Genomic DNA, 20,581 nt, shown 5'->3' with positions numbered 1-20,581 from the left:
CTTTTCATTTACTGCGGTAATGTTATTGTCTTACCAAGGTACTGAAATTTTCCAAGCCTTTATGGATACTTTTCGTAAAAGTTAACATAATGGCTATGTAGAATATAGCCTAAAATCAATTATCCCGTATCACGTAAAATAGTGGTACGGGATTACTTGTATTCGCATATCCAGTTTAAAATAGACAACTTTTTGTCCTACTTCGCTAAAATTCTTTCATCTTAACGGCCCTCGTTGCAATAAAGGTCTTAATATAATTATCTAGCATTCTTCGACCACCAAAGTCATCTTCATAAAAGCCTGTAATGACAAATCCTGCATCAATCTGTCCTTGAATTTGGTCTTCTAATGTATGGCCAAATTCTAGTGCACGTTTGGATGCGCGAAATTCTGCTAGTTTTTCTTCAGATAATACTTTTAAATCTGAGTATGGGATTTTGTGCCGGACTACTAGATTCCCCTTGTCTTCCTCCTCTTCATCGAAAATATAAAGCAAAGGATTAGTAATTCCAGCGATTAGAACGCCATTATCCTTCAACACCCGATAAGCTTCCTGCCAAACTGGTAAAATATTATCGACAAACACATTCGAAACAGGATGCACAATCATATCAAACGTCTCGTCTACCAAAAAGTGGAGATCTAGCATGCTCCCTTGTATGGTAGTTAGCTTAAGCCCGTCACGCTTTGCCACTTTTCTATCCTGTTCTAGCTGTTTCTCTGATAGGTCGACTACGGTTACATCGGCCCCAGCTGCCGCTAAAACCGGTCCCTGTTGTCCACCACCAGAAGCCAAGCATAAAATCTTTAATCCGTGAAGTGACGTTGGAAACCAATCACGTGGTACTTTTTTAGTAGCTGTTATGCTGATTTCAACATCTCCGTTCTTACTTTTCTCTATAATCTCTTTACTCACTGGCATTGTATAAGTAACTCCATCCTCCACTTTCTTATCCCAGGCCATACTATTCTGGTTTAAAATATCCATTTGTTCGTCTCCTTTTTAATGAACTCTAATGCTTTAGAAAGGTATTCTTCCTCCATTTATGGTTCTTTTCACGAATATGTCAGGTTGAATACCAACTATATGTGTGATCCGTATGTAAGATTTCCATTCCGGTAAATACACTCAATACATTAACCGCCTTCTTACTACCATTAACAGGGAAGAAAAATATGATCGTTACCACTACGATTACAATGATTAACAACATCATCATATATCGTTTATATTGCCTCATCTTATTGACCCCTTTTATACGAAGAATTTACGACCTCCTTTTCATACGAATATCACACATAAAGGTTTCAATTTTACAAAAATTCACTCTATCATTATTAAACAACAGAAAAAAAACTGCTACACCTCGTGTAACAGTTTTTTAAGCTATTTAGTTACCTTTCATATCTAATGCCCAAGTACCACCACGGAACACTGGCTCCGTAGTACCATCAGATTTAACGCCATCAATGTCTAACTCTTTAGAGCCGAACATAAAGTCAACATGTGTCAAGCTATCGTTAACACCATGCTTATCCAGCTCTTCTTCAGACATCGCTGATCCACCTTCAATATTCGTCGGATAAGCTTTACCTAACGCGACATGACAAGATGCATTTTCATCAAATAATGTGTTATAGAAAAGTAATCCAGACTGTGATACAGGTGATTCATGCGGTACTAATGCAATTTCCCCTAAGCGGCTTGCACCTTCGTCTGTCTCTAATAAATGTTTCAGGGTATCTTCCCCTTGCTCCGCTTTAAAATCAACGACTTTACCATCTTTGAAAGTCAATGTAAAGTTATCAATTAAGCTTCCACCATAGTTTAAAGGCATTGTACTAGAAATAGTTCCATTAACACCATATTTATGCGGCATGGAGAATACTTCTTCTGTAGGCATGTTTGGATTAAACGTAATTCCTTTTTCAGAAACTGCGGATCCACCTTTCCAAATATGGCCTTCAGGAAGTTCCATTTCTAGGTTAGTACCTGGTGCTTTGAAAATAAGCTTCTTGTAATTCTTCTCATTTAAAATTTCACGAGCTGTTTTTAATGTTTCATTATGTGCATCCCATGCTGCGATTGGGTCTTCTTGATCCACACGCACGATTTTCACAATAGCTTCCCATAAACTTTCTATTGCATCTTCTTTTGATTTATCAGGGAAGATTTTTTGTGCCCAATCCCCTGTAGGTATCGAGATAATTGTCCATGTAATCTTATCATTCATGGTATATTTACGGAAATTAGACATTGCTTGTGCAGCAGCTTTATTTGCCTTTGCTACACGGGTTGGATCAACATCTTTTAGCAAATCTGGATTAGTGGAACGGATGTTTAACACCGCCGCACCGTCTTCTGCAAATGAATCATGGAGCTTCACTTTCCACTCTGGATAATCCGCAATTACTTCATCTGGTGCATTTTCAAATTTCAATAAGGTTAGTTCATCGTCTACCCAGTTAATATGTACATCTTTTGCGCCTAGTTCATATGCTTTACGGACAACCAATTTAGTGAAGTCTACCCCTTCAAGTGGCGCATTAATCATTAAGGCTTGTCCTTTTTGTAAATTAACGCCAGTACGTAATGCTAACTCTGCGTATTTTTCTTGTATTTGTTGTGATACCATGTAATAACCTCCAATTAGTAATTATTGAGATAATGCTATTATTTCACAAATTAAGAAAATAGCCAACTACATGAGTTTATATTCGGATAGGATTTTTCTGGAAGATAGTAGAGACAAAGATAGTATCTGCATGTATAAGAAAACGAATTTTACACGTTGAAAAGGTTGTGATACAATTCATTTAGTTACTTTTTGTAAGCTAATGAATTGTTTCGATTCCATAAGAGTGAGGTGATCCTATGAGTGAATTATGTCCACGCTTCGAAAAAGCTATGCAGATTATAAGCAAACGTTGGGTTGGATTAATTCTTTTTGAATTATTAGATGGGCCGAAACGTTTTTCCGAAATGGAATCGAATTTACCGATAAGTGGAAGATTGCTTTCTGATAGACTTAAAATGCTTGAAAAAGAGGGCATTGTCATACGTCATATATATTCTGAGTTTCCTGTTCGTATTGAATACTCACTATCCAAAAAGGGTGAGTCATTACGCCCTGTTATTCAAGATATTCAAAATTGGGCTAATGATTGGATTGCGGAAGAAGAAGTTAACTAGAGAGAAATATACTATATGAAAACCCGAATGAACTCTATTGTAAGAGCTTATTCGGGTTTTCATTAATCTGTATTTGTTACAGGTAGGCTTACTGTTGAATAATATGCTAAGTAATGTTGATACTTTTATTCCTGATATGTTTCCCCTTCATAAACTCCAATAATACATAGGCAGCTACTCTACTTGTCATATTTCGAAAATCAAGGGTAGGGTCGATTTCTACTATATCTAGTGCTTTTACTAAATCATGTTGAGCAGCGTCATAAATACCATGTAACAGTGTAACACTGTCCATTCCTCCGGGGCCAATTGCTGGACAGCCTGGTGCAAAGGCTTGATCTAACACATCCATATCCACTGATAAATAAATAGCATCTACTCGTTTTGTTAATGTTGTTAATTCATTCGCCAGTATATTAGAGAGGCTTTGGTCTCGTACTTGTTTCATAGTATAGACAGTTACCCCATGATCCATTGCATACGTATGATAGGCTTTTGCATTGGTGAAGTCTCGGATTCCAATTTGCACTAGATTTCCCCCTGAAATAACTTTATCCTCTAGTAATCTTCTAAACGGGGTCCCATTTGTCGGTCCACCATCCTCTGTATTACGTAAATCATGGTGGGCATCGAACTGAATGACACCAACTTCTCCATATTGTTCTCTAAAAGCCTTAATAGCCGAATAACTTACCGAATGATCTCCACCAAGTAGAAACCAGTTCCTTACATCCTCCTGTTGAAATATATCGGAAAGCCCTATACGAATCCTCGCCTGGCTATCGTTAATATCAGTTGGATGCATCTCAATATCACCGAAGTCAACTATTTCCTCATGTAAATCAAACGTTTGTTCACCGGAATATACGGTATAACTCTGCAGCGCTTCCCGTATCGCAGTAGGAGCAAATGCTGCACCTGAATGACTAATAGATGGCTTGGATAATGGAAGCCCGACCATCCCATATGAAATTGCTTTCCCCCTAGTCCAGGTTGTTAATAACTCCTTTGCTTTCTTCGTATATCGGTCTTTAAATATCGCCTGGCCAGCTGGCTTTAAATAACGAAACTCCTTCATCGTAGCCCCTGCCTTTCATAGATTACCTTGCCGTTTTTAATCACTGTATTCGTATGATTAACACCATAATGATATGGGATATAGAGATAATTCGGTGCATCCCAAACAACAATATCCGCCCTTCTACCAATTGCAATAGAGCCTGCGACATCTCCTCTGCCAATTGCACAGGCAGCATTAACCGTTACAGCATGCCATATCTCTTCGGGGGATAATTTTAACTTAAGAGCCGCAATGGACATGATTAATTGTAGATTTTCTGTAACCGAGCTCCCTGGGTTAAAGTCTGTTGAGATGGCAATGGCCGCTCCGGCATCAATCATCTCACGTGCTCTAGCATAATCATCCTTCCCTAGATAAAAGCTAGTACCCGGTAAAATAACACCAATCGTATTCGAATTGGCCAATTTTTCTATTCCTTCATCAGACGTTACAGCAAGATGATCACCACTAATAGCGCCAAGTTCCACCGCCAGCTCTGTACCACCTAATGGGTCAATTTCATCGGCATGGATTTTTAAGCCAAACCCTTTTTCCTTCGCCTTCTTTAAATAACGCCTTGACTGGGGAACAGAGAAGACACCTGTTTCAGTAAAAATATCTACAAATTCTGCAAGGTTTTCTTGTTTGATTTCATCAAACATCTCACTCATTTCAAGAAGAAATGCCTCCGGGTCATCCTTGTAATGAACTGGAATGGCATGGGCACCTAGAAACGTAGAAACAATATCTAACGGATGCTGGTCATTTAATGCTTTAACAACACGTAGCTGTTTCAGTTCCGTCTCACGATCCAGACCATAGCCACTTTTTGCTTCGACAGTAGTAATCCCATATGCAGCCATTCGATCCAAATGGAATAACGCCTTCTCTAGAAGACTTTCATATGAGGCTTCTTGTGTCGCCCGTACGGTAGATAATATTCCACCACCTTGTTTTAAAATCTCTAGATATGGCACGCCTTGTTGCTTCAGAGCTAGTTCCTTTTCACGAGAACCACCAAACACTAAATGGGTGTGTGGCTCCACAAGCCCAGGTGTTACTAAACTACCATTTGCATTAATTGTTTGCGTGGCTTCTAGTATAGTAGCTTCTTCCGAGGAACCTATCCAAACCACTACCCCATCCCTAATTCCGATTGCTGCATCATGCCATATCGTTAATGCGTTCATATCGGTACCTTTTACTGGGCCTTTTTTATCCATCGGTAAAAGCTCGCCAATATTTGTAATGAGTAAATCAACTTGCACCTACATTACCCCCTCATCGGTATTGTGATATGATGTTCATCTGCAAATTCCTGCGCTTTTTCGTATCCAGCATCAGCATGGCGAATAATTCCCATCCCTGGGTCTGTTGTTAAAACCCTTGCTAATCTTTCCTTTGCTAAGTCTGTACCGTCTGCTACAGCGACCATTCCAGCATGTAGCGAGTAGCCCATTCCTACTCCTCCCCCATGATGGAAAGAAATCCAAGAACCACCAGCAGCTGTATTAATCAATGCATTTAATACTGCCCAGTCCCCAATTGCATCACTGCCATCCTTCATTCCTTCTGTTTCACGATTTGGTGAAGCAACAGATCCACAGTCTAAATGATCACGACCAATGACGATTGGCGCCTTCAACTCTCCGTTACGAACTAGCTCATTGATTGCCAAGCCCATTTTTACCCGTTCCCCATAGCCTAACCAACAGATTCGAGATGGTAGACCTTGAAAAGCAACTTTTGCCTTTGCCATATCAATCCAGCGAATAAGGGGTTTATTTTCTGGAAATAGCTCTTTAATTAACGCATCCGTACGATAAATATCCTTTGGATCACCAGATAACGCAGCCCAGCGGAATGGACCCTTCCCTTCACAGAACAATGGGCGAATATAAGCTGGCACAAAGCCAGGAAAGCTAAACGCTTTTTCAATCCCCTCATCCTTGGCAACTTGTCGAATATTGTTCCCATAATCAAATACTATCGAACCTTGTTCCAGATAGGTCAACATCGTATCAACATGTTTCGCCATACTTTGCTTTGCTAATGTCATATACTTGTCAGGGTCTGCTTTACGGAGTGCTGCCGCTTCTTCCACCGAGTAACCTATCGGAATATAACCATTTAACGGATCATGTGCGGAGGTTTGATCTGTCACGATATCAATCTTAATATCCTTCTGCAAGAGAGCTTGATGAACCTCTGCTGCATTGCCAAGTAATGCAATGGATAATGCCCTTCCTTCTGCTTTGGCTTCCTTAGCCCATTGGATGGCTTCATCGATACTATCTGTCATCACATCACAATATTTCGTCTTTAAGCGTTTTTCAATACGGTCTCTATCTACTTCCACTGCTATGACAATTCCTTCGTTCATGGTTACTGCTAAAGGTTGCGCTCCACCCATTCCCCCAAGACCAGCAGTTAATGTAATGGTTCCTTTTAATGTCCCACCAAAGTGCTTTTTCGCAACTGCAGAAAATGTCTCATACGTTCCTTGTAATATCCCTTGTGTTCCGATATAGATCCAGCTTCCTGCTGTCATTTGCCCATACATCATTAATCCTTTCTGATCGAGCTCATGAAAATGCTCCCAGTTAGCCCATTTCGGTACTAATACCGAATTAGACAGCAGCACTCTTGGAGCGTGTTTATGAGTCTTAAAGACTCCAACAGGCTTACCAGATTGAATCAGCATTGTTTCATCGTTTTCCAAAGTTTGTAAGGTGCGTACAATCGCATCAAATGCATCCCAATTTCGTGCTGCTTTCCCAATACCTCCATACACAACAAGCTCTTCTGGATTCTCTGCCACCTCTGGATCTAAGTTGTTATACAGCATTCTCAGAGCTGCTTCCTGCTCCCAACCTTTACACGCTAATTCCAGCCCCTTTTTAGCACGTACCTCTTTTCCTTTCATACATCTTCCACCTCTCCAATTTGATTCATAACCTCACTTGCACCTGATTCCTTCAGCCAAGCAGTTAACCTTTCTATATCTGTTGAAAACACGCGATCCTTTCGAATACTTGCAACTACCTTTCGAGCTTTGTTGTAGAACGCTCTCGTACTTGTGGCCATCTTTTCAACGCCTTGATATTCCACCGCCTGCATCGCACAAATGAGTTCAATCGCAATTACCCTTCTTGTATTTTGCAACATGGTTAGTGCATGCCTTGCAGCAATCGTTCCCATACTGACATGATCCTCCTGATTAGCTGAAGAAGGAATCGAATCGACACTAGCAGGATGGGCCAAGGTTTTATTTTCGGAAACGAGCGCTGCTGCACTATATTGCATAATCATCGCTCCCGATTCTAACCCAGGATTCGGACTTAGGAACGCTGGTAAATCATTTAATTGAGGATTAACAAGGCGCTCAATTCTTCGCTCGGCAATATTAGCTAGTTCTGCAATGCCAAGCTTTAAAAAATCCATCGTAAAGGCAATAGGCTGACCGTGAAAATTACCACCAGATATAACCTTCCAATCCTCTGAGAAAATTAATGGATTATCTGTTACGGCATTCATCTCTGTCGTTAATTTTTCTTTAGCATAGTGAAGTGTTTGCCATGAAGCTCCGAGAACCTGTGGGATACACCGTAATGAATAGGCATCCTGCACTCGAAGTTCTCCTTGTGAACTTAATAGCGTGCTATCGTGTAGACTATGTCGCATTCGTTTTGCTACATCTATTTGCTCTTGATGTCCTCTAACCCGGTGTAAATCTGCATCCAATGCATCTCTAATGCCACGTAACCCCTCCATCGTCATGCAAGCAGTTAACTCACTTTGATGTAATAACTTTTCCATCTCTAAATACGCCACAACCCCGGTTGCAGTCATCGCCTGTGTTCCATTAATTAATGCTAAACCTTCTTTTGCTTTTAAGATTAAAGGTGTTAGCCCATTACCTTGTAATGCGTCCATGCTTGGCATCCGCTTTCCTTGATAAAACACTTCTCCCTCACCCATCACTACTAGAGCAAGATGGGATAATGGAGCCAAGTCACCACTTGCACCAAGAGAGCCCTGCTGGGGAATGACCGGACAAATGTTAGCATTGACTAGATTTATTAATGATTGAACTAGTTCAACCCGAACACCAGAATATCCTTGGGCAAGTGCATTTGCTCGAAGTAGTACCATTGTTTTACTAATTTTTTCATCGAAGGGTTCGCCTACACCACAAGCATGGGAGTGAATTAAATTTAGTTGCAGTGCTTCTAAGTCTTCATCACTAATTCGATGGTCACTTAACTTGCCAAAGCCCGTATTGATTCCATACATCACTTTTTTATCCTGGAGCATTTCCTCTACGATTTCGCGATTCTGTTTTAGTTTCTCTCGTTGACGATCACATAAAACGACTTGTTCATTTTGGAAAACAATCCTGCCAACATCATCTAACGTTAAGGATTTTCCTGTTAATACAATCATTACGACACCCCTTTATAGCATCACGTTACTAAGTTAAAGTGAACAAAGTAAAAGGAGGCTAGGTATATTACCTAACCTCCTTGATTATGGACAATTACTATATATAATGGATGGACTGATTTCATTACCATACCCCATTTACAATTTTCTTACTTTTCTTTATTTTAAACGCTTTCATTAGCTATTGCAATATATTGTTTAGGAGTAATTTCCCAATTATTAAGCAAAAAAATAGACATCCGCCTCATGACGAATGTCTATCCAATTACGCTATTCTTTTCCTTTCACCTGTCCAGGTTCCCAAAATTCAACTCCACTTGGATCATCCAATATTTCGCGATTAAATACAGGATCCTTCCCTGCACGACGCTGCTCACGGTAATCCCGTAATACAACATGCACAATTTTATAGAGCTTCGTGATTGCATACAGGTTGATTAATGCCATAATCGCCATCGTTAAATCTGCTAGTGCCCAAACAAAGTCAAAGCTCGCTAATGCACCAAAAGCAACCATTGCTAATACTGCCAGACGATACACAAATAACCATCCTGGGCTATCTTTAATATAGCCAATATTACTTTCACCATAATAGTAATTCCCTAATATAGAGCTATAAGCAAAGAGGAATATCGCAATCGCAATAAAGATTCCTGACCAATCACCAACATGCTGCGTAAAGGCGTTCTGTGTTAGTTGGATTCCATCTAATTTACTGCCAGCATAATCACCTGCAGTAATAATGATAAATCCTGTTGCTGTACAAATTAGTAACGTATCAAAGAATACGCCTAATGCTTGGATTAATCCTTGTTTTACCGGGTGAGACACTTCTGCTGTCGCGGCAGCATTAGGTGCACTCCCCATACCTGCCTCATTCGAGAATAATCCACGTTTAATTCCCATCATGATTGCTGCACCAAATCCACCACCAGCAACCTCTCGTAAACCAAATGCATTAGCAAATATAAGGGATATGATTTCAGGAATTGCGTCAATATTGATAAGTACAACATAAAAAGCAATCAGTAAATAGATGGTAGCCATAACTGGAACGATTACTTGCGACACATTCGCAATACTTTTTAAACCGCCAAAAATAACTAATGCTACTAAAACTAATAATATAATTGCCATGGTAGATCCTGAAATATGAAACTGATCATCAAACGCAAGGCTAATCGTATTCGATTGCACAGAGTTGAATACGAGCCCATATGTAAATGTTATCGTAATCGCAAATATGATCCCTAACCAACGGCTTTTGAGGCCTTTTTCCATATAGTAAGCAGGTCCACCACGATATTGGCTCTTTTCTGGAACCTTATATACTTGAGCTAACGTACTTTCTACAAAGCCTGATGCCGCTCCTAATAAGGCAATGACCCACATCCAAAATATTGCTCCAGGGCCACCAATGGCAACAGCTGATGCTACCCCAGCAAGGTTACCGGTTCCAACTCTAGATGCTGCACTTATTGCAAATGCCTGGAATGAAGATGTACCTTTCTTACCCGAGGCATTTATGCTCCGCTTGTCAAAGATAACCCGGAACATTTCTGGAATATTAATAAATTGAACAAGTTTCGTTCGTATTGTAAAATACAAGCCTAATCCAATTAATACAATAATAAGTACATATGACCATAAAATATTATTAGCTTCACCAACTAAATTTTCAATAAACGTCATCATGTAACCCCTTTCTCTTCTGTCTTAGCTACATACTTATGCTTAGGATAACCAATTATGAGAATTTCCCTCACAATAAAGAAAGAAGCCCTATAAAAATAGGCTCCTTTTCTAATGCTAAGCAGGAAAGATTATTACACTTTCCTATCTGCCTAGAAACACACATAATATAATTTTACTGTAAGATGTCTAATTATTCCACGGATATGATGTTCCAAACTTGTCGGCGAATTCTCTAGAATACTTTCTTCGCTCTTTACGACGCTCTGCACGTAAAGAGGCACCTTCATATAACAGCTTCTCTGATTCAGTCTCTGGGTAAACCTCCGGTACGGGTACAGGGCGTAGATTTTCATCCACCGCTACAAAGGTTAAAAAGGCTGTCGCACATACTTTACGCTTCCCTGTAAGCAGGTCTTCTGTTACTGCTTTTACGAATACTTCCATCGATGTATTACGTGTCCAAGTGACAAATGCTTCTACACATATAGAGTTACCTTGCTTTACAGGCTCTAAAAAGTCAACAGAGTCCGTAGAAGCTGTAACTACCGCTTTACGGCAATGGCGAACCGCTGCAATTGCTGCGACATCATCAATATGAGCCATTAACGTACCACCGAATAATGTGCCATGATAATTGGTATCTGGTGGTAATACATGAGATGTCTTAACTGCTAATGAACTTGAACATGGTTTTTTTTCCAATTGAACATCACTCCAAAAGTTAGTTAACGAATATAGAAGAATCCTTTTTTATTAATTAAACGGTAAACCTTCCTCAGTCAGACCCTTGCGTACGATAATAAGAAACTAGATAGGACCCCGTGCTGATTCTAGCCATCTTTTTACGTTTCATAAGCAAATCATAATTGTACGATTACATTTCTTATAGTATTGGTGAGAGTAATCTTGATACTGATTCTTTTATTCGTATTCCAAACGAACGTTTGTTGTAGAGTTTACTTGTCATTTGTGTGGAGTTCTCTACATCCTCATGAAAGGCTTCAACCAGCTTTGCTGCCAGGGTACGGTCATACAGAAAAGCATTTACTTCAAAATTCAAACGGAAGCTTCTCACGTCAATATTCGCCGTTCCAACAGAAGCAATTTTGCCATCTACCACAATTGTTTTTGAATGTAGAAAACCTTTTTGATAAATATAAACCTCTGCACCCGCTTGTAACATGTCTCCTACATAGGAAAGCGTTGCCCAATATACAAATGGGTGGTCTGGCTTATTCGGAATCATAATTTTCACTTTAACACCAGATAAGGCTGCAATTCGAATCGCATCTCTTAAGCTTTCATCCGGGATAAAGTAAGGAGTTTGAATATAGACGTACTTTTTAGCGGACAAAATCATTTTTATATAACCATTTTTGATCTGCTCCCAGTTCGAATCTGGACCACTGGAAACAATTTGAACACCTGCTTCACCCTTTGGAACAGAAGCATAGTATCGCTTATCATAATGAATATCCTGCTTCGAAGCCTGGTTCCAATCTAGGATAAAACGAGTCTGCATACTCTGAACTGCATCACCGATAATTCGAAGATGCGTGTCACGCCAATAACCAAACTTCTTACTCTTGCCCAAATACTCATCGCCAATATTAAATCCACCGATGTAACCTACTTTCCCATCAATAATAGCTAGCTTTCTGTGATTGCGATAATTGAGCTTGAAATTAATTTTCGGAATCAATGATGGGAAAAATGCCTCTAATTGTACCCCAGCTTTTCTGAGAACTTTCATATACTTTGGTCTTAAGGAACGAGTACCAAGAGCATCATATAGCACCCTAACTTCTACACCTTCTTTTGCCTTTTTGAGAAGCATATTGGCAATCTGTAAACCTAATTCATCATGACGAATAATGTAATATAATAGATGAATATGGTCTTTTGCGCGTTCCATATCCTCAAGGAGTGACTTGAACTTCTCTTTTCCATCCACAAATATGTCGATGGCATTATTTTGAGTTAATATCGCATCATCATTTCGTAAATGTAAATAGTACAAGTCCTTATACTCTTCTAATTCATTAAAAACAAATTGATCATTTTCAATCGCTCTTAGCTGGGACTGTACCGTCTTTTTCACACCAAGCTTAGATTTTGCATCCCATGTGAAGATACGCTTTCCGCTTAATCGTCTTCCAAAAATCAAATACAAGAAGAACCCAGCAATTGGTATGAAAAGCAATACCATGAGCCATGCCCATGTGGCCGAAGCATCTTTACGCTCTAGGAAAACAATTGATATTCCTAGTGCAATGTTAAACAATATAATCGCAAATAATAAATATGGCATGAATTCCATACCAATTACCCCTTTATCTAAATAAAATTAATTCGAATCACCAAACTAATGAACATAAGTAACTATAGCATACTTCTTGTAGGTTCGTTTATACAGAACCATTCATTATATAATAATATAACAGAAGGGGGATAAAAGCATGACTAAAAATTTATTTGCTATTGTTATCGGTGGAACAGGAATGCTAGAGAGGGTTTGTCACTTTCTCGCAGAAGAAGGTTATGATGTGTATGTTGTGCATCGAAATAAAAATAAGTTTCAAGCTATGCAAGGAAGATGCCTCTTTCCCCATAAGCTTTATTCCATCTCGGTTGATTACCATGATGAAGCTGCACTTCAAAAAAAGATACAAGAAGCAATCCAACTAAAAGGTGGGTATCCCGATCTAATCGTTAGCTGGATTCATAATTCCGCTCCCCATGCATTACCAACGATTTTAAAGGTAGTAATAGAGAGAAAGAAACCTTGGAAATTAATTCACGTACAAGGAAGCTCTTCTTTCTTTGTAAAGGAAAACACGACTGTACCCGATAATTGTGAATACAGACGTGTTTATTTAGGCTTTGTATTAGAAAATAGAATTTCCAGATGGCTCACACATGAGGAGATCGCAAGTGGTGTCATCAAAGTGATTAAGCACGATTATCGAGAAACTGTCATCGGGACCCTTAAGCCTTGGAGTAAGCGTCCGAGTTAATCTTGATTTGATTAAGTGCTTGCTCCAAATCCGCCCAGATGTCCTGCCAAGCCTCTAATCCAACTGACAAGCGTATTAATTGATCGGTAACTCCCATCTTTTCTCTAGATTCTTCGGGAACAACGGCATGGGTCATCGTTGCGGGATGCTCAATTAATGTTTCGGTATCGCCAAGGGAAACGGCAATCTTTAAAAAAGATAGATGGTTTAGAAAGGCTTGCGCATCTTTCTTTGTCCCTTTTAATGAAAATGAAATGACTCCCCCGCCACGCCTCATCTGTTTTTTCATAATAGGATAATCTGGGTGAGAATCATCATTTGGATAATATACGGTAGAAACATTAGGGTGCTCCTTTAAACGCTTCACTATTTCCTCGGCATTCGTACAATGACGTTCCATCCGAACAGGTAATGTTTTCAACCCTCTTAACAATAACCACGCATCAAATGGTGCTATAACACCACCGATATCCTTTAACGTAGTCATTGCGATTTCATCTAATAAATCCTTCTTTCCTACTGCTAGGCCTGCAATGACATCTCCGTGCCCACCTATATATTTCGTTGCACTATGAAGCACTACATCACAGCCTAAATCTAATGGATTTTGTAAATAAGGTGATGCAAACGTATTGTCTACAACAACTACTATGTCATTTTCTTTTGCAACTCTTGCTACCATCTCTAAATCAATCAGCCTCATTGTCGGATTAATAGGTGTCTCCACATAGATACAGACTGTTTCAGGCTTAATCTTAGAACGAATCGCCTCCTCAGTCTCCATGCTGGAAAAATCATGTGTAATATTATATTTTTCTTTCATCATGGTTAATAATCCAAATGTACATCCATACAGTCCTGAAGAACAAAGGACATGATCATTTGCCTTCGTTAAGGCAATTAATATAGCTGATATCGCGGCCATTCCTGAGCTAAATGCCAGCCCCCGCTCCCCATTTTCAAGTTCAGCAATTCTTTCTTCTAAAATGGTTACGGTTGGATTTCCTAGTCGAGAATAAATGTACCCATCCTCTTCCCCCGCAAAGCGCCTTTCCCCTTGCTCTGCTGATTCAAATGTGTAGGTCGAGGTTTGAAATAATGGTGGGGTAAGGCTTCCTAACATCTCTTTTGTATCATATCCCCCATGAATAACAGACGTTTCCATATATTTATACGAGCGTGCCATACTTCTCCTCCTCATCTTTAACTTGATACGGAATCTACTACTATCATATTCTATTACCCCAGATTATGAAAGCGTTTTCTTTTTTATTTCTCCTAAGCCTTTTAATTGCCTTTTTATACAATCAGTTCTAATATTAGTAATTATTTGAAGAAAAGAAGGGTTAACATGGAGCAGAAATCTGATAAAATTGGCATGCTATATGCGGTGTTTGCATATGTAGTTTGGGGACTGCTTCCGATTTATTGGAAGTTAGTTGAGGATGTACCAGCAGGGGAAATTTTGGCACACCGGATTGTTTGGTCCTTTGTTTTTATGATAGTTGTTGTACTTTCAATGCGTAAATGGCAGGGGCTTGGGACAGAATGGAAACGGATAATAAAGGATAAGAAAAAACTCATTAGTATTACATTAGCTTCTGTTGTCATTAGCTTGAACTGGCTCGTCTATATCTGGGCCGTAAATAGTGAGCATATGCTACAAGCTAGTCTAGGATACTACATTAATCCACTGGTTAGTATTTTACTAGCGATTATCGTACTAAAGGAAAGGCTAACTAAAAGTCAAACCGTATCTGTTATCTTAGCAGGAGTTGGCGTTTTATATCTGACCGTGAGCTATGGTGTCTTTCCTTGGGTATCCTTATTCTTAGCCGTTAGTTTTGCATTATATGGTTTATTTAAGAAAATGGTTGATATTCCTGCCATGTATGGGCTAACCATTGAAACGTTGATTATTACACCTATTGCGCTTATCTATCTATTTCTTATACCGGAGAATTCATTTTCTGTGCAGGATATTACATCTATGAAAAATCTCCTTTTAATCGGTGCTGGTGCGATGACGGCTATCCCATTGCTATTGTTTGCCAGTGGTGCTAAACGGATACCATTAGCAATGGTCGGCATCCTTCAGTATATCGCACCAACCTTAATGTTGTTGATCGGCGTATTTATCTATCATGAAACATTTACCAGAGAACATCTTATTGCCTTTAGTTTCATCTGGCTCGCATTAGTTATCTATCTTGGATCCATTTACCGATTCCCGATGCGAAAAATGAAAATGCGTGATCGTTAAAATTTCAATTGACATAGTCTTTCTGTGCCGCTAATTTAAGATGCAAATCAATAGAATGCATACGTTCCGTAGCTTTTTTATGGCAAAAAACAAGTAATGATTTATTAAGAGCTATTCAAAACGATAACGTATTATATTTACCATCATGTCTTCTATGTAGGACATGATGGTTTCCTAATTTTATACGATAAATGGAGATAAAAAAATTCTTCCCGGACAAAAAATGTACATTTTTGTAACAAGCTTGGCAAATGTCGATTGATTAATTTTGACAATTTTCTCTTTCACTTTTAAAACAATGAAAAAATGGGTATATATAATAAAATCAGTAGATTTGTATTTTAGGCTTTCATACATTAAAGTAAAAGCAAATTGTATACAAAATAGAACTAATATAGGTGTGTTTACATGAAAAAAAAGACAATCATCATGATTATTACACTTGCTTCTATATTTGTCTTAGCTTGCGTGTTAGGACTATATCGTGAGCAGCTATCCTCCCCTGCCTCTCCTGTAGATCGTGCAGAAAATGCGGACGTGACCAATCAGGAAACATCAGAACCAGAAGCAACAGAGGATATCCCTAATAAAGCATCCCATACTCCTTTTACTGAATTTAGTAAAGAATTTAAAGCTGCGATTCAAAGCACGATTAAATTCTTTTCCACCCAAGAAAGCCATATTGTTGCGATTGGTGATTCCTTAACACAAGGAGTTGGGGATAGTACCAAGCAAGGTGGATATGTTGGCATTTTAGATAGTCAACTAAATGCTGATGCTAATCTTGTAACTTTTGACAACTATGGGAAACGGGGTAACCGAACAGATCAATTGCTTAAACGTATAGATGAGCCCGAAATAGTAAAATCACTTAAACGTGCTGACATTGTGATTATGACGATTGGTGCAAATGATATTATGCAAGTATTAAAGGAAAATTTTACGAATATCACCTATGAAGCCTTTTCTAAAGAAAGAGTTAATTATGAAAAACGTTTACACCAAATATTTGCAAAGCTCGAGGAGCTAAATCCAAATGCATCAGTTTATCTCGTTGGTTTTTATAACCCGTTTCAACAATATTTCGAGCATATCAAAGAGCTGGATATGATTGTTGATAATTGGAACCATACAAGTGAACAAGTTGCGAAGGAAGCTGGTGCAACCTTTATCCCTACAAAGGACATTTTCATCAGTACAGAAGTTAATTTATTTGCAGACGATCATTTTCACCCGAATGATATCGGATATAAACTGATAGCAGAAAGAATATTAAACTATTTAGTTAGAGAATAGCTTGTTAGAAGGTGGAGCAGTATGGAACAAGAAAAACCGAATAAAAATTTATGGAAAAGCTCCTTTATAGCTCTACTCCTGTTGAATTTTTCCGTGCTAGTCATTATTGCCTTATTAATTTTTTGGCCAGTTGAACGATCAAAAGTTCCAGCCGGAGAGCATCAAACAACCCAAAACAGTTCTGAGTTTATCATAAGAACAACCAAGAAGAACTTAAATGAGCTCATTAATGCGTATATGTATGAGTATATGAAAGACTCCAAGCATAAATATAGTGTTTCTTTAGAGGAGGATGTGCAATTAGTTGGGGAATTACCCGTATTCTCCACAACAGTTCCACTATCTATCCGCCTAGAGCCATTAGTGCAAGATAATGGGGATGTCGTTCTAAAGCAAAAGTCGATTTCATTAGGCTTGCTGGAGCTCCCAAATAAAAAGGTCATGGAGTATATGAGTGAATACTTGCCTATGCCAGACTGGGTCACAATTAACCCGGACGATGAAGAAATCTACGTAGCCGTCACTCAAATGGATATTAAGAGCAACTTCCATGTCAGTGTCGAACAGATGGATTTAGAAGCAAATAACCTCTCATTTAAACTAAAAGTACCATATGAAACACTAGGCATAGAGACCTTTTTAAGTAAATAGACAGAAAGGGCCGATTCCCCTAATCCAGTAGGGAAATCGGCCCTTTATATTTATCTACTAAAGACTAATTGCTTTACTTTTTTAGAAACCAAATGAATTAATGATTGCTTCGGTAAATCGAGTACTTCCTCTCTCAGCTGATGCTTCGGATAGTCACCTAATCTACCTTGATATAGTAACTTTAATTCCGTATTTTCTCTTAAATCAGATGGTGTCACCAAATTGGTTGGCTTTGATAGCTTAAAAGAATCGGTATCCTGCATAACGGTTGCAACGAATTGGGAACAGAAAAACGCATTTTTTCTACGAATCTCAATTTTAAAGGCAATACCTAATAACCCAATAAAGTTATATTTATAGTCTGCGGAACGCTTTTCAATCTCTTTTATATGATGGCGTATTTGCACATATTCTACTTCAGTTACATTTAATGCATAGATCGCACTATTAGCGTGTTTTAAAAATTCACCTCTAATATCTTCCCGAACAAAGCCACCACTAAACGGATTCTTTGGATTAACACGTCCGAAGCTATATACTTCTTTTAACTCATGATCAAAACCAATTGACACATGATTTAACGACTTATTTGTATATAAGTTAATCATTCTTGAAAGGTATGTCCCAGTATCTGTAAAGATAAAGTAGATAGTCCTTTCTCTCATGTTTTCCCCTCCACTCAGGACTTTCACCGAGCTTTTTTCTCATACCAACCACTCAAAAAACGGATATACCAAAACTTTACCGAAAAAACAACAAATATACAAGACAAATTTACAATTTAATTTATTGAATACTGGTAAATAGTAGATAAATCAAGGTTTTGCATTGACTAACGCCTTTAAATTTCGTAAGCTTACGATAGTAATATTATTGGAGGAAAACTTATACATGATAACTGTAACGAATGTAAGTTTACGATATGGCGATAAAAAGTTGTTTGAAGATGTTAACTTAAAATTTACACCTGGCAATTGCTATGGCGTAATTGGCGCTAACGGTGCAGGAAAATCTACATTTCTAAAGATCCTCTCCGGTGAAATTGAGCCCCAGACCGGAAATGTATCCATGTCTCCTGGTGAACGTTTAGCTGTACTAAAACAGGATCACTTCGCTTATGAAGATCATCCTGTATTAGAAACTGTATTAATGGGACATGAAAAACTATATGCCGTAAAGCAAGAAAAAGACCAAATTTATATGAAAGCTGAATTCACAGAAGAAGACGGCATGCGTGCTGCTGAACTTGAAGGCGAATTTGCTGAAATGAACGGTTGGGAAGCTGAATCGGATGCTGCAATTCTTCTTAAGGGACTTGGTATTGAAGAAGAGCTTCATAGTAAGTTAATGTCCGATTTAACAGAAGAACAAAAAGTTAAAGTTTTACTAGCACAAGCACTATTCGGCAACCCTGATATTCTTTTATTAGATGAGCCTACAAACGGATTAGATATTCAAGCCATTCAATGGTTAGAAGAATTCTTAATAAACTTCGAGAATACGGTTATTGTCGTATCACACGATAGACACTTTTTAAATAAAGTATGTACGCACATTGCAGATGTTGACTATGGAAAGATCCAAATATATATCGGAAACTATGATTTCTGGTATGAGTCCAGCCAATTAGCTAGCAGAATGGCACAGGAAGCAAACAAGAAGAAGGAAGAAAAAATTAAAGAACTACAAGCCTTCATTGCACGATTTAGTGCTAACGCTTCTAAGTCTAGGCAAGCAACATCCCGTAAGAAAATGCTTGATAATATCACGTTAGACGATATTAAGCCATCATCTAGAAAATACCCTTATATTGCCTTCACACCAGAGCGAGAAATCGGAAATGACCTACTTCGTGTCGAAGGTTTAACCAAAACCATTAATGGAGAAAAGGTATTAGATAACGTTAGCTTTATCATGAACAAGGACGACAAGATTGCCCTAGTCGGTAAAAATGATATTGCTAAAACAACGCTATTTAAAATTTTGGCAGGAGAAATGGAGCCAGACGCAGGTACGTATAAATGGGGCGTTACCACATCCCAATCCTATTTCCCGAAAGATAACAGTGAGTATTTCCAAAATGGTGATTTGACCCTTGTTGATTGGTTGCGCCAGTTCTCACCTGAGGACGAAACCGAAACATTCCTACGTGGGTTCTTAGGAAGAATGCTATTCTCCGGTGAAGAAGCACTGAAGAAGGCAAACGTGCTTTCCGGAGGGGAAAAAGTGCGTTGTATGCTATCAAAAATGATGCTATCTAAAGCGAATGTATTATTATTAGATGATCCAACTAACCACCTAGACTTAGAGTCTATCCAAGCATTAAACAATGGTCTAATTAAGTTTAAAGGTTCAATCCTATTCACTTCTCATGACCATCAGTTCATCGATAGTATTGCTAATCGCCTAATCGATATTACCCCTAACGGAATTATCGATAAAGAAATGAGCTACGATGAATACGTACAAGATAAAGAATTACAGAAACGCATTAAAGAGATGTATGCAAGTTAATAGATAGTTAATGAACCGAGCCCCCTGCGTTGTTGCAGGGGGGTTTTTATATGTTGGCTTCCGTTTTCTAGTGCATCTAATGGTGACTTGGGAGTATGTGTGACTTATTGGATTTATGTATTCCTGATTCGGGCGTATGTATTTCTTCTTTGGGGACATCTTTTTCGTAATTGGGCTTATCTTCTTCCCATTTGGGTCCATCTTTCTTCCACTCGGGCTTATCTTTTTCTCTTTTGGGCTCATCTATTCCCCATTTGGGCTCATCTTTTTCTCTTTTGGGCGCATCTCCTTCCCACTCAGGCTCATCTCTCCCAGTTGGGCTCATCTTTTTCCCATTTGGGTCCATCTTTCTCCCACTCGGGCTCATCTTTTTCCCATTTGGGCGCATCTCCTTCCCATTCGGGCTCATCTCCCCCCAAAAAAAGCGCCCCCACATCCGTGAGAGC

At 38.8% G+C, this 20,581-nt stretch carries 19 protein-coding genes; 6 read left to right on the top strand and 13 right to left on the bottom strand.

Annotation, left to right across the window (positions count from 1 at the left end):
- Window positions 1-205: 205 nt before the first annotated feature.
- The 3 genes from MKY78_RS12360 to MKY78_RS12350 form a co-directional block, all read right to left on the bottom strand.
- Window positions 206-988, bottom strand: coding sequence for a class I SAM-dependent methyltransferase (locus tag MKY78_RS12360; protein ID WP_339213050.1), 783 nt, complete (start codon window positions 986-988; stop codon window positions 206-208).
- A 79-nt stretch (window positions 989-1,067) separates the two neighbouring features.
- The gene (locus MKY78_RS12355; RefSeq protein ID WP_339213049.1) at window positions 1,068-1,241 is read right to left on the bottom strand and encodes a hypothetical protein; all 174 of its coding nucleotides are present in this window, start codon (window positions 1,239-1,241) and stop codon (window positions 1,068-1,070) included.
- Window positions 1,242-1,391: 150 nt separating this feature from the next.
- A complete protein-coding gene (locus tag MKY78_RS12350; protein ID WP_339213048.1) occupies window positions 1,392-2,636 on the bottom strand; it encodes an aminopeptidase in 1,245 nt (414 codons plus the stop codon).
- A gap of 239 nt (window positions 2,637-2,875) precedes the next feature.
- On the opposite strand from MKY78_RS12350, the gene MKY78_RS12345 reads away from it, so the two are divergent.
- Window positions 2,876-3,193, top strand: coding sequence for a helix-turn-helix domain-containing protein (locus tag MKY78_RS12345; protein ID WP_186868264.1), 318 nt, complete (start codon window positions 2,876-2,878; stop codon window positions 3,191-3,193).
- A 106-nt stretch (window positions 3,194-3,299) separates the two neighbouring features.
- Here MKY78_RS12345 and hutG read toward each other — a convergent pair whose 3' ends face one another.
- The 7 genes from hutG to cls form a co-directional block, all read right to left on the bottom strand.
- Window positions 3,300-4,271, bottom strand: a complete 972-nt coding sequence (hutG, locus tag MKY78_RS12340; protein WP_339213046.1) for a formimidoylglutamase — start codon at window positions 4,269-4,271, stop codon at window positions 3,300-3,302.
- Entirely contained in the window at window positions 4,268-5,476 is a 1,209-nt protein-coding gene (hutI, locus tag MKY78_RS12335) for an imidazolonepropionase (protein WP_339217902.1), read from the bottom strand. The genes hutG and hutI overlap by 4 nt, the downstream gene beginning before the upstream one ends.
- A 50-nt stretch (window positions 5,477-5,526) precedes the next feature.
- A complete protein-coding gene (gene hutU / locus MKY78_RS12330; RefSeq protein ID WP_339213044.1) occupies window positions 5,527-7,179 on the bottom strand; it encodes a urocanate hydratase in 1,653 nt (550 codons plus the stop codon).
- Window positions 7,176-8,699 (bottom strand): histidine ammonia-lyase, encoded by a 1,524-nt coding sequence (gene hutH / locus MKY78_RS12325; protein ID WP_339213042.1) that lies wholly within the window; start codon window positions 8,697-8,699, stop codon window positions 7,176-7,178. The genes hutU and hutH overlap by 4 nt, the downstream gene beginning before the upstream one ends.
- Before the next feature lie 270 nt (window positions 8,700-8,969).
- Window positions 8,970-10,391, bottom strand: coding sequence for an alanine/glycine:cation symporter family protein (locus MKY78_RS12320; protein ID WP_339213040.1), 1,422 nt, complete (start codon window positions 10,389-10,391; stop codon window positions 8,970-8,972).
- Window positions 10,392-10,580: 189 nt separating this feature from the next.
- Complete coding sequence (locus MKY78_RS12315) at window positions 10,581-11,096, bottom strand: acyl-CoA thioesterase (protein ID WP_339213038.1); 516 nt, start codon at window positions 11,094-11,096, stop codon at window positions 10,581-10,583.
- 181 nt (window positions 11,097-11,277) lie between these two features.
- Window positions 11,278-12,714 (bottom strand): cardiolipin synthase, encoded by a 1,437-nt coding sequence (gene cls, locus MKY78_RS12310; RefSeq protein ID WP_339213036.1) that lies wholly within the window; start codon window positions 12,712-12,714, stop codon window positions 11,278-11,280.
- A gap of 139 nt (window positions 12,715-12,853) precedes the next feature.
- On the opposite strand from cls, the gene MKY78_RS12305 reads away from it, so the two are divergent.
- Window positions 12,854-13,411 carry a short-chain dehydrogenase gene (locus MKY78_RS12305; RefSeq protein WP_339213034.1) on the top strand — a complete coding sequence of 186 codons (558 nt, stop codon included), beginning with the start codon at window positions 12,854-12,856 and terminating at the stop codon, window positions 13,409-13,411.
- Here the strand turns inward: MKY78_RS12305 and megL are convergent.
- Entirely contained in the window at window positions 13,383-14,597 is a 1,215-nt protein-coding gene (gene megL / locus MKY78_RS12300; RefSeq protein ID WP_339213033.1) for a methionine gamma-lyase, read from the bottom strand. The genes MKY78_RS12305 and megL overlap by 29 nt on opposite strands.
- Before the next feature lie 165 nt (window positions 14,598-14,762).
- On the opposite strand from megL, the gene rarD reads away from it, so the two are divergent.
- The 3 genes from rarD (at window position 14,763) to MKY78_RS12285 (ending at window position 17,621) form a co-directional block, all read left to right on the top strand.
- A complete protein-coding gene (gene rarD / locus MKY78_RS12295; protein WP_339213032.1) occupies window positions 14,763-15,674 on the top strand; it encodes an EamA family transporter RarD in 912 nt (303 codons plus the stop codon).
- A gap of 408 nt (window positions 15,675-16,082) precedes the next feature.
- On the top strand, window positions 16,083-16,970 hold the full coding sequence (locus tag MKY78_RS12290; protein WP_339213030.1) for an SGNH/GDSL hydrolase family protein: 888 nt from the start codon (window positions 16,083-16,085) through the stop codon (window positions 16,968-16,970).
- Window positions 16,971-16,991: 21 nt separating this feature from the next.
- On the top strand, window positions 16,992-17,621 hold the full coding sequence (locus MKY78_RS12285) for a YpmS family protein (protein WP_339213028.1): 630 nt from the start codon (window positions 16,992-16,994) through the stop codon (window positions 17,619-17,621).
- 50 nt (window positions 17,622-17,671) lie between these two features.
- Here MKY78_RS12285 and MKY78_RS12280 read toward each other — a convergent pair whose 3' ends face one another.
- Window positions 17,672-18,286: a hypothetical protein gene (locus MKY78_RS12280; protein WP_339213026.1), complete on the bottom strand. Its 615-nt coding sequence runs from the start codon at window positions 18,284-18,286 to the stop codon at window positions 17,672-17,674.
- Between the two features lie 226 nt (window positions 18,287-18,512).
- On the opposite strand from MKY78_RS12280, the gene MKY78_RS12275 reads away from it, so the two are divergent.
- Entirely contained in the window at window positions 18,513-20,135 is a 1,623-nt protein-coding gene (locus MKY78_RS12275; RefSeq protein WP_211741111.1) for an ATP-binding cassette domain-containing protein, read from the top strand.
- Window positions 20,136-20,211: 76 nt separating this feature from the next.
- Here the strand turns inward: MKY78_RS12275 and MKY78_RS12270 are convergent, their stop codons facing one another.
- Window positions 20,212-20,571, bottom strand: coding sequence for a hypothetical protein (locus tag MKY78_RS12270; RefSeq protein WP_339213022.1), 360 nt, complete (start codon window positions 20,569-20,571; stop codon window positions 20,212-20,214).
- Window positions 20,572-20,581 lie beyond the last annotated feature (10 nt).

This window comes from Ornithinibacillus sp. FSL M8-0202, from assembly GCF_037975285.1.
Classification (GTDB): Bacteria; Bacillota; Bacilli; order Bacillales; family Amphibacillaceae; genus Ornithinibacillus; species Ornithinibacillus massiliensis.
Note: the sequence above shows the minus strand (reverse complement) of the source record. Positions and strands in the feature narration are given on the sequence as shown.

Excerpts from the sequence above, each read along its gene's own strand:
- MKY78_RS12360 (WP_339213050.1), bottom strand. The coding sequence starts at position 988 with ATGGATATTTTAAACCAGAATAGTATGGCCTGGGATAAGAAAGTGGAG.
- MKY78_RS12355 (WP_339213049.1), bottom strand. The coding sequence starts at position 1,241 with ATGAGGCAATATAAACGATATATGATGATGTTGTTAATCATTGTAATC.
- MKY78_RS12350 (WP_339213048.1), bottom strand. The coding sequence starts at position 2,636 with ATGGTATCACAACAAATACAAGAAAAATACGCAGAGTTAGCATTACGT.
- MKY78_RS12345 (WP_186868264.1), top strand. The coding sequence starts at position 2,876 with ATGAGTGAATTATGTCCACGCTTCGAAAAAGCTATGCAGATTATAAGC.
- hutG (WP_339213046.1), bottom strand. The coding sequence starts at position 4,271 with ATGAAGGAGTTTCGTTATTTAAAGCCAGCTGGCCAGGCGATATTTAAA.
- hutI (WP_339217902.1), bottom strand. The coding sequence starts at position 5,476 with ATGGATAAAAAAGGCCCAGTAAAAGGTACCGATATGAACGCATTAACG.
- hutU (WP_339213044.1), bottom strand. The coding sequence starts at position 7,179 with ATGAAAGGAAAAGAGGTACGTGCTAAAAAGGGGCTGGAATTAGCGTGT.
- hutH (WP_339213042.1), bottom strand. The coding sequence starts at position 8,699 with ATGATTGTATTAACAGGAAAATCCTTAACGTTAGATGATGTTGGCAGG.
- MKY78_RS12320 (WP_339213040.1), bottom strand. The coding sequence starts at position 10,391 with ATGACGTTTATTGAAAATTTAGTTGGTGAAGCTAATAATATTTTATGG.
- cls (WP_339213036.1), bottom strand. The coding sequence starts at position 12,714 with ATGGAATTCATGCCATATTTATTATTTGCGATTATATTGTTTAACATT.
- MKY78_RS12305 (WP_339213034.1), top strand. The coding sequence starts at position 12,854 with ATGACTAAAAATTTATTTGCTATTGTTATCGGTGGAACAGGAATGCTA.
- megL (WP_339213033.1), bottom strand. The coding sequence starts at position 14,597 with ATGGCACGCTCGTATAAATATATGGAAACGTCTGTTATTCATGGGGGA.
- rarD (WP_339213032.1), top strand. The coding sequence starts at position 14,763 with ATGGAGCAGAAATCTGATAAAATTGGCATGCTATATGCGGTGTTTGCA.
- MKY78_RS12290 (WP_339213030.1), top strand. The coding sequence starts at position 16,083 with ATGAAAAAAAAGACAATCATCATGATTATTACACTTGCTTCTATATTT.
- MKY78_RS12285 (WP_339213028.1), top strand. The coding sequence starts at position 16,992 with ATGGAACAAGAAAAACCGAATAAAAATTTATGGAAAAGCTCCTTTATA.
- MKY78_RS12280 (WP_339213026.1), bottom strand. The coding sequence starts at position 18,286 with ATGAGAGAAAGGACTATCTACTTTATCTTTACAGATACTGGGACATAC.
- MKY78_RS12275 (WP_211741111.1), top strand. The coding sequence starts at position 18,513 with ATGATAACTGTAACGAATGTAAGTTTACGATATGGCGATAAAAAGTTG.
- MKY78_RS12270 (WP_339213022.1), bottom strand. The coding sequence starts at position 20,571 with ATGTGGGGGCGCTTTTTTTGGGGGGAGATGAGCCCGAATGGGAAGGAG.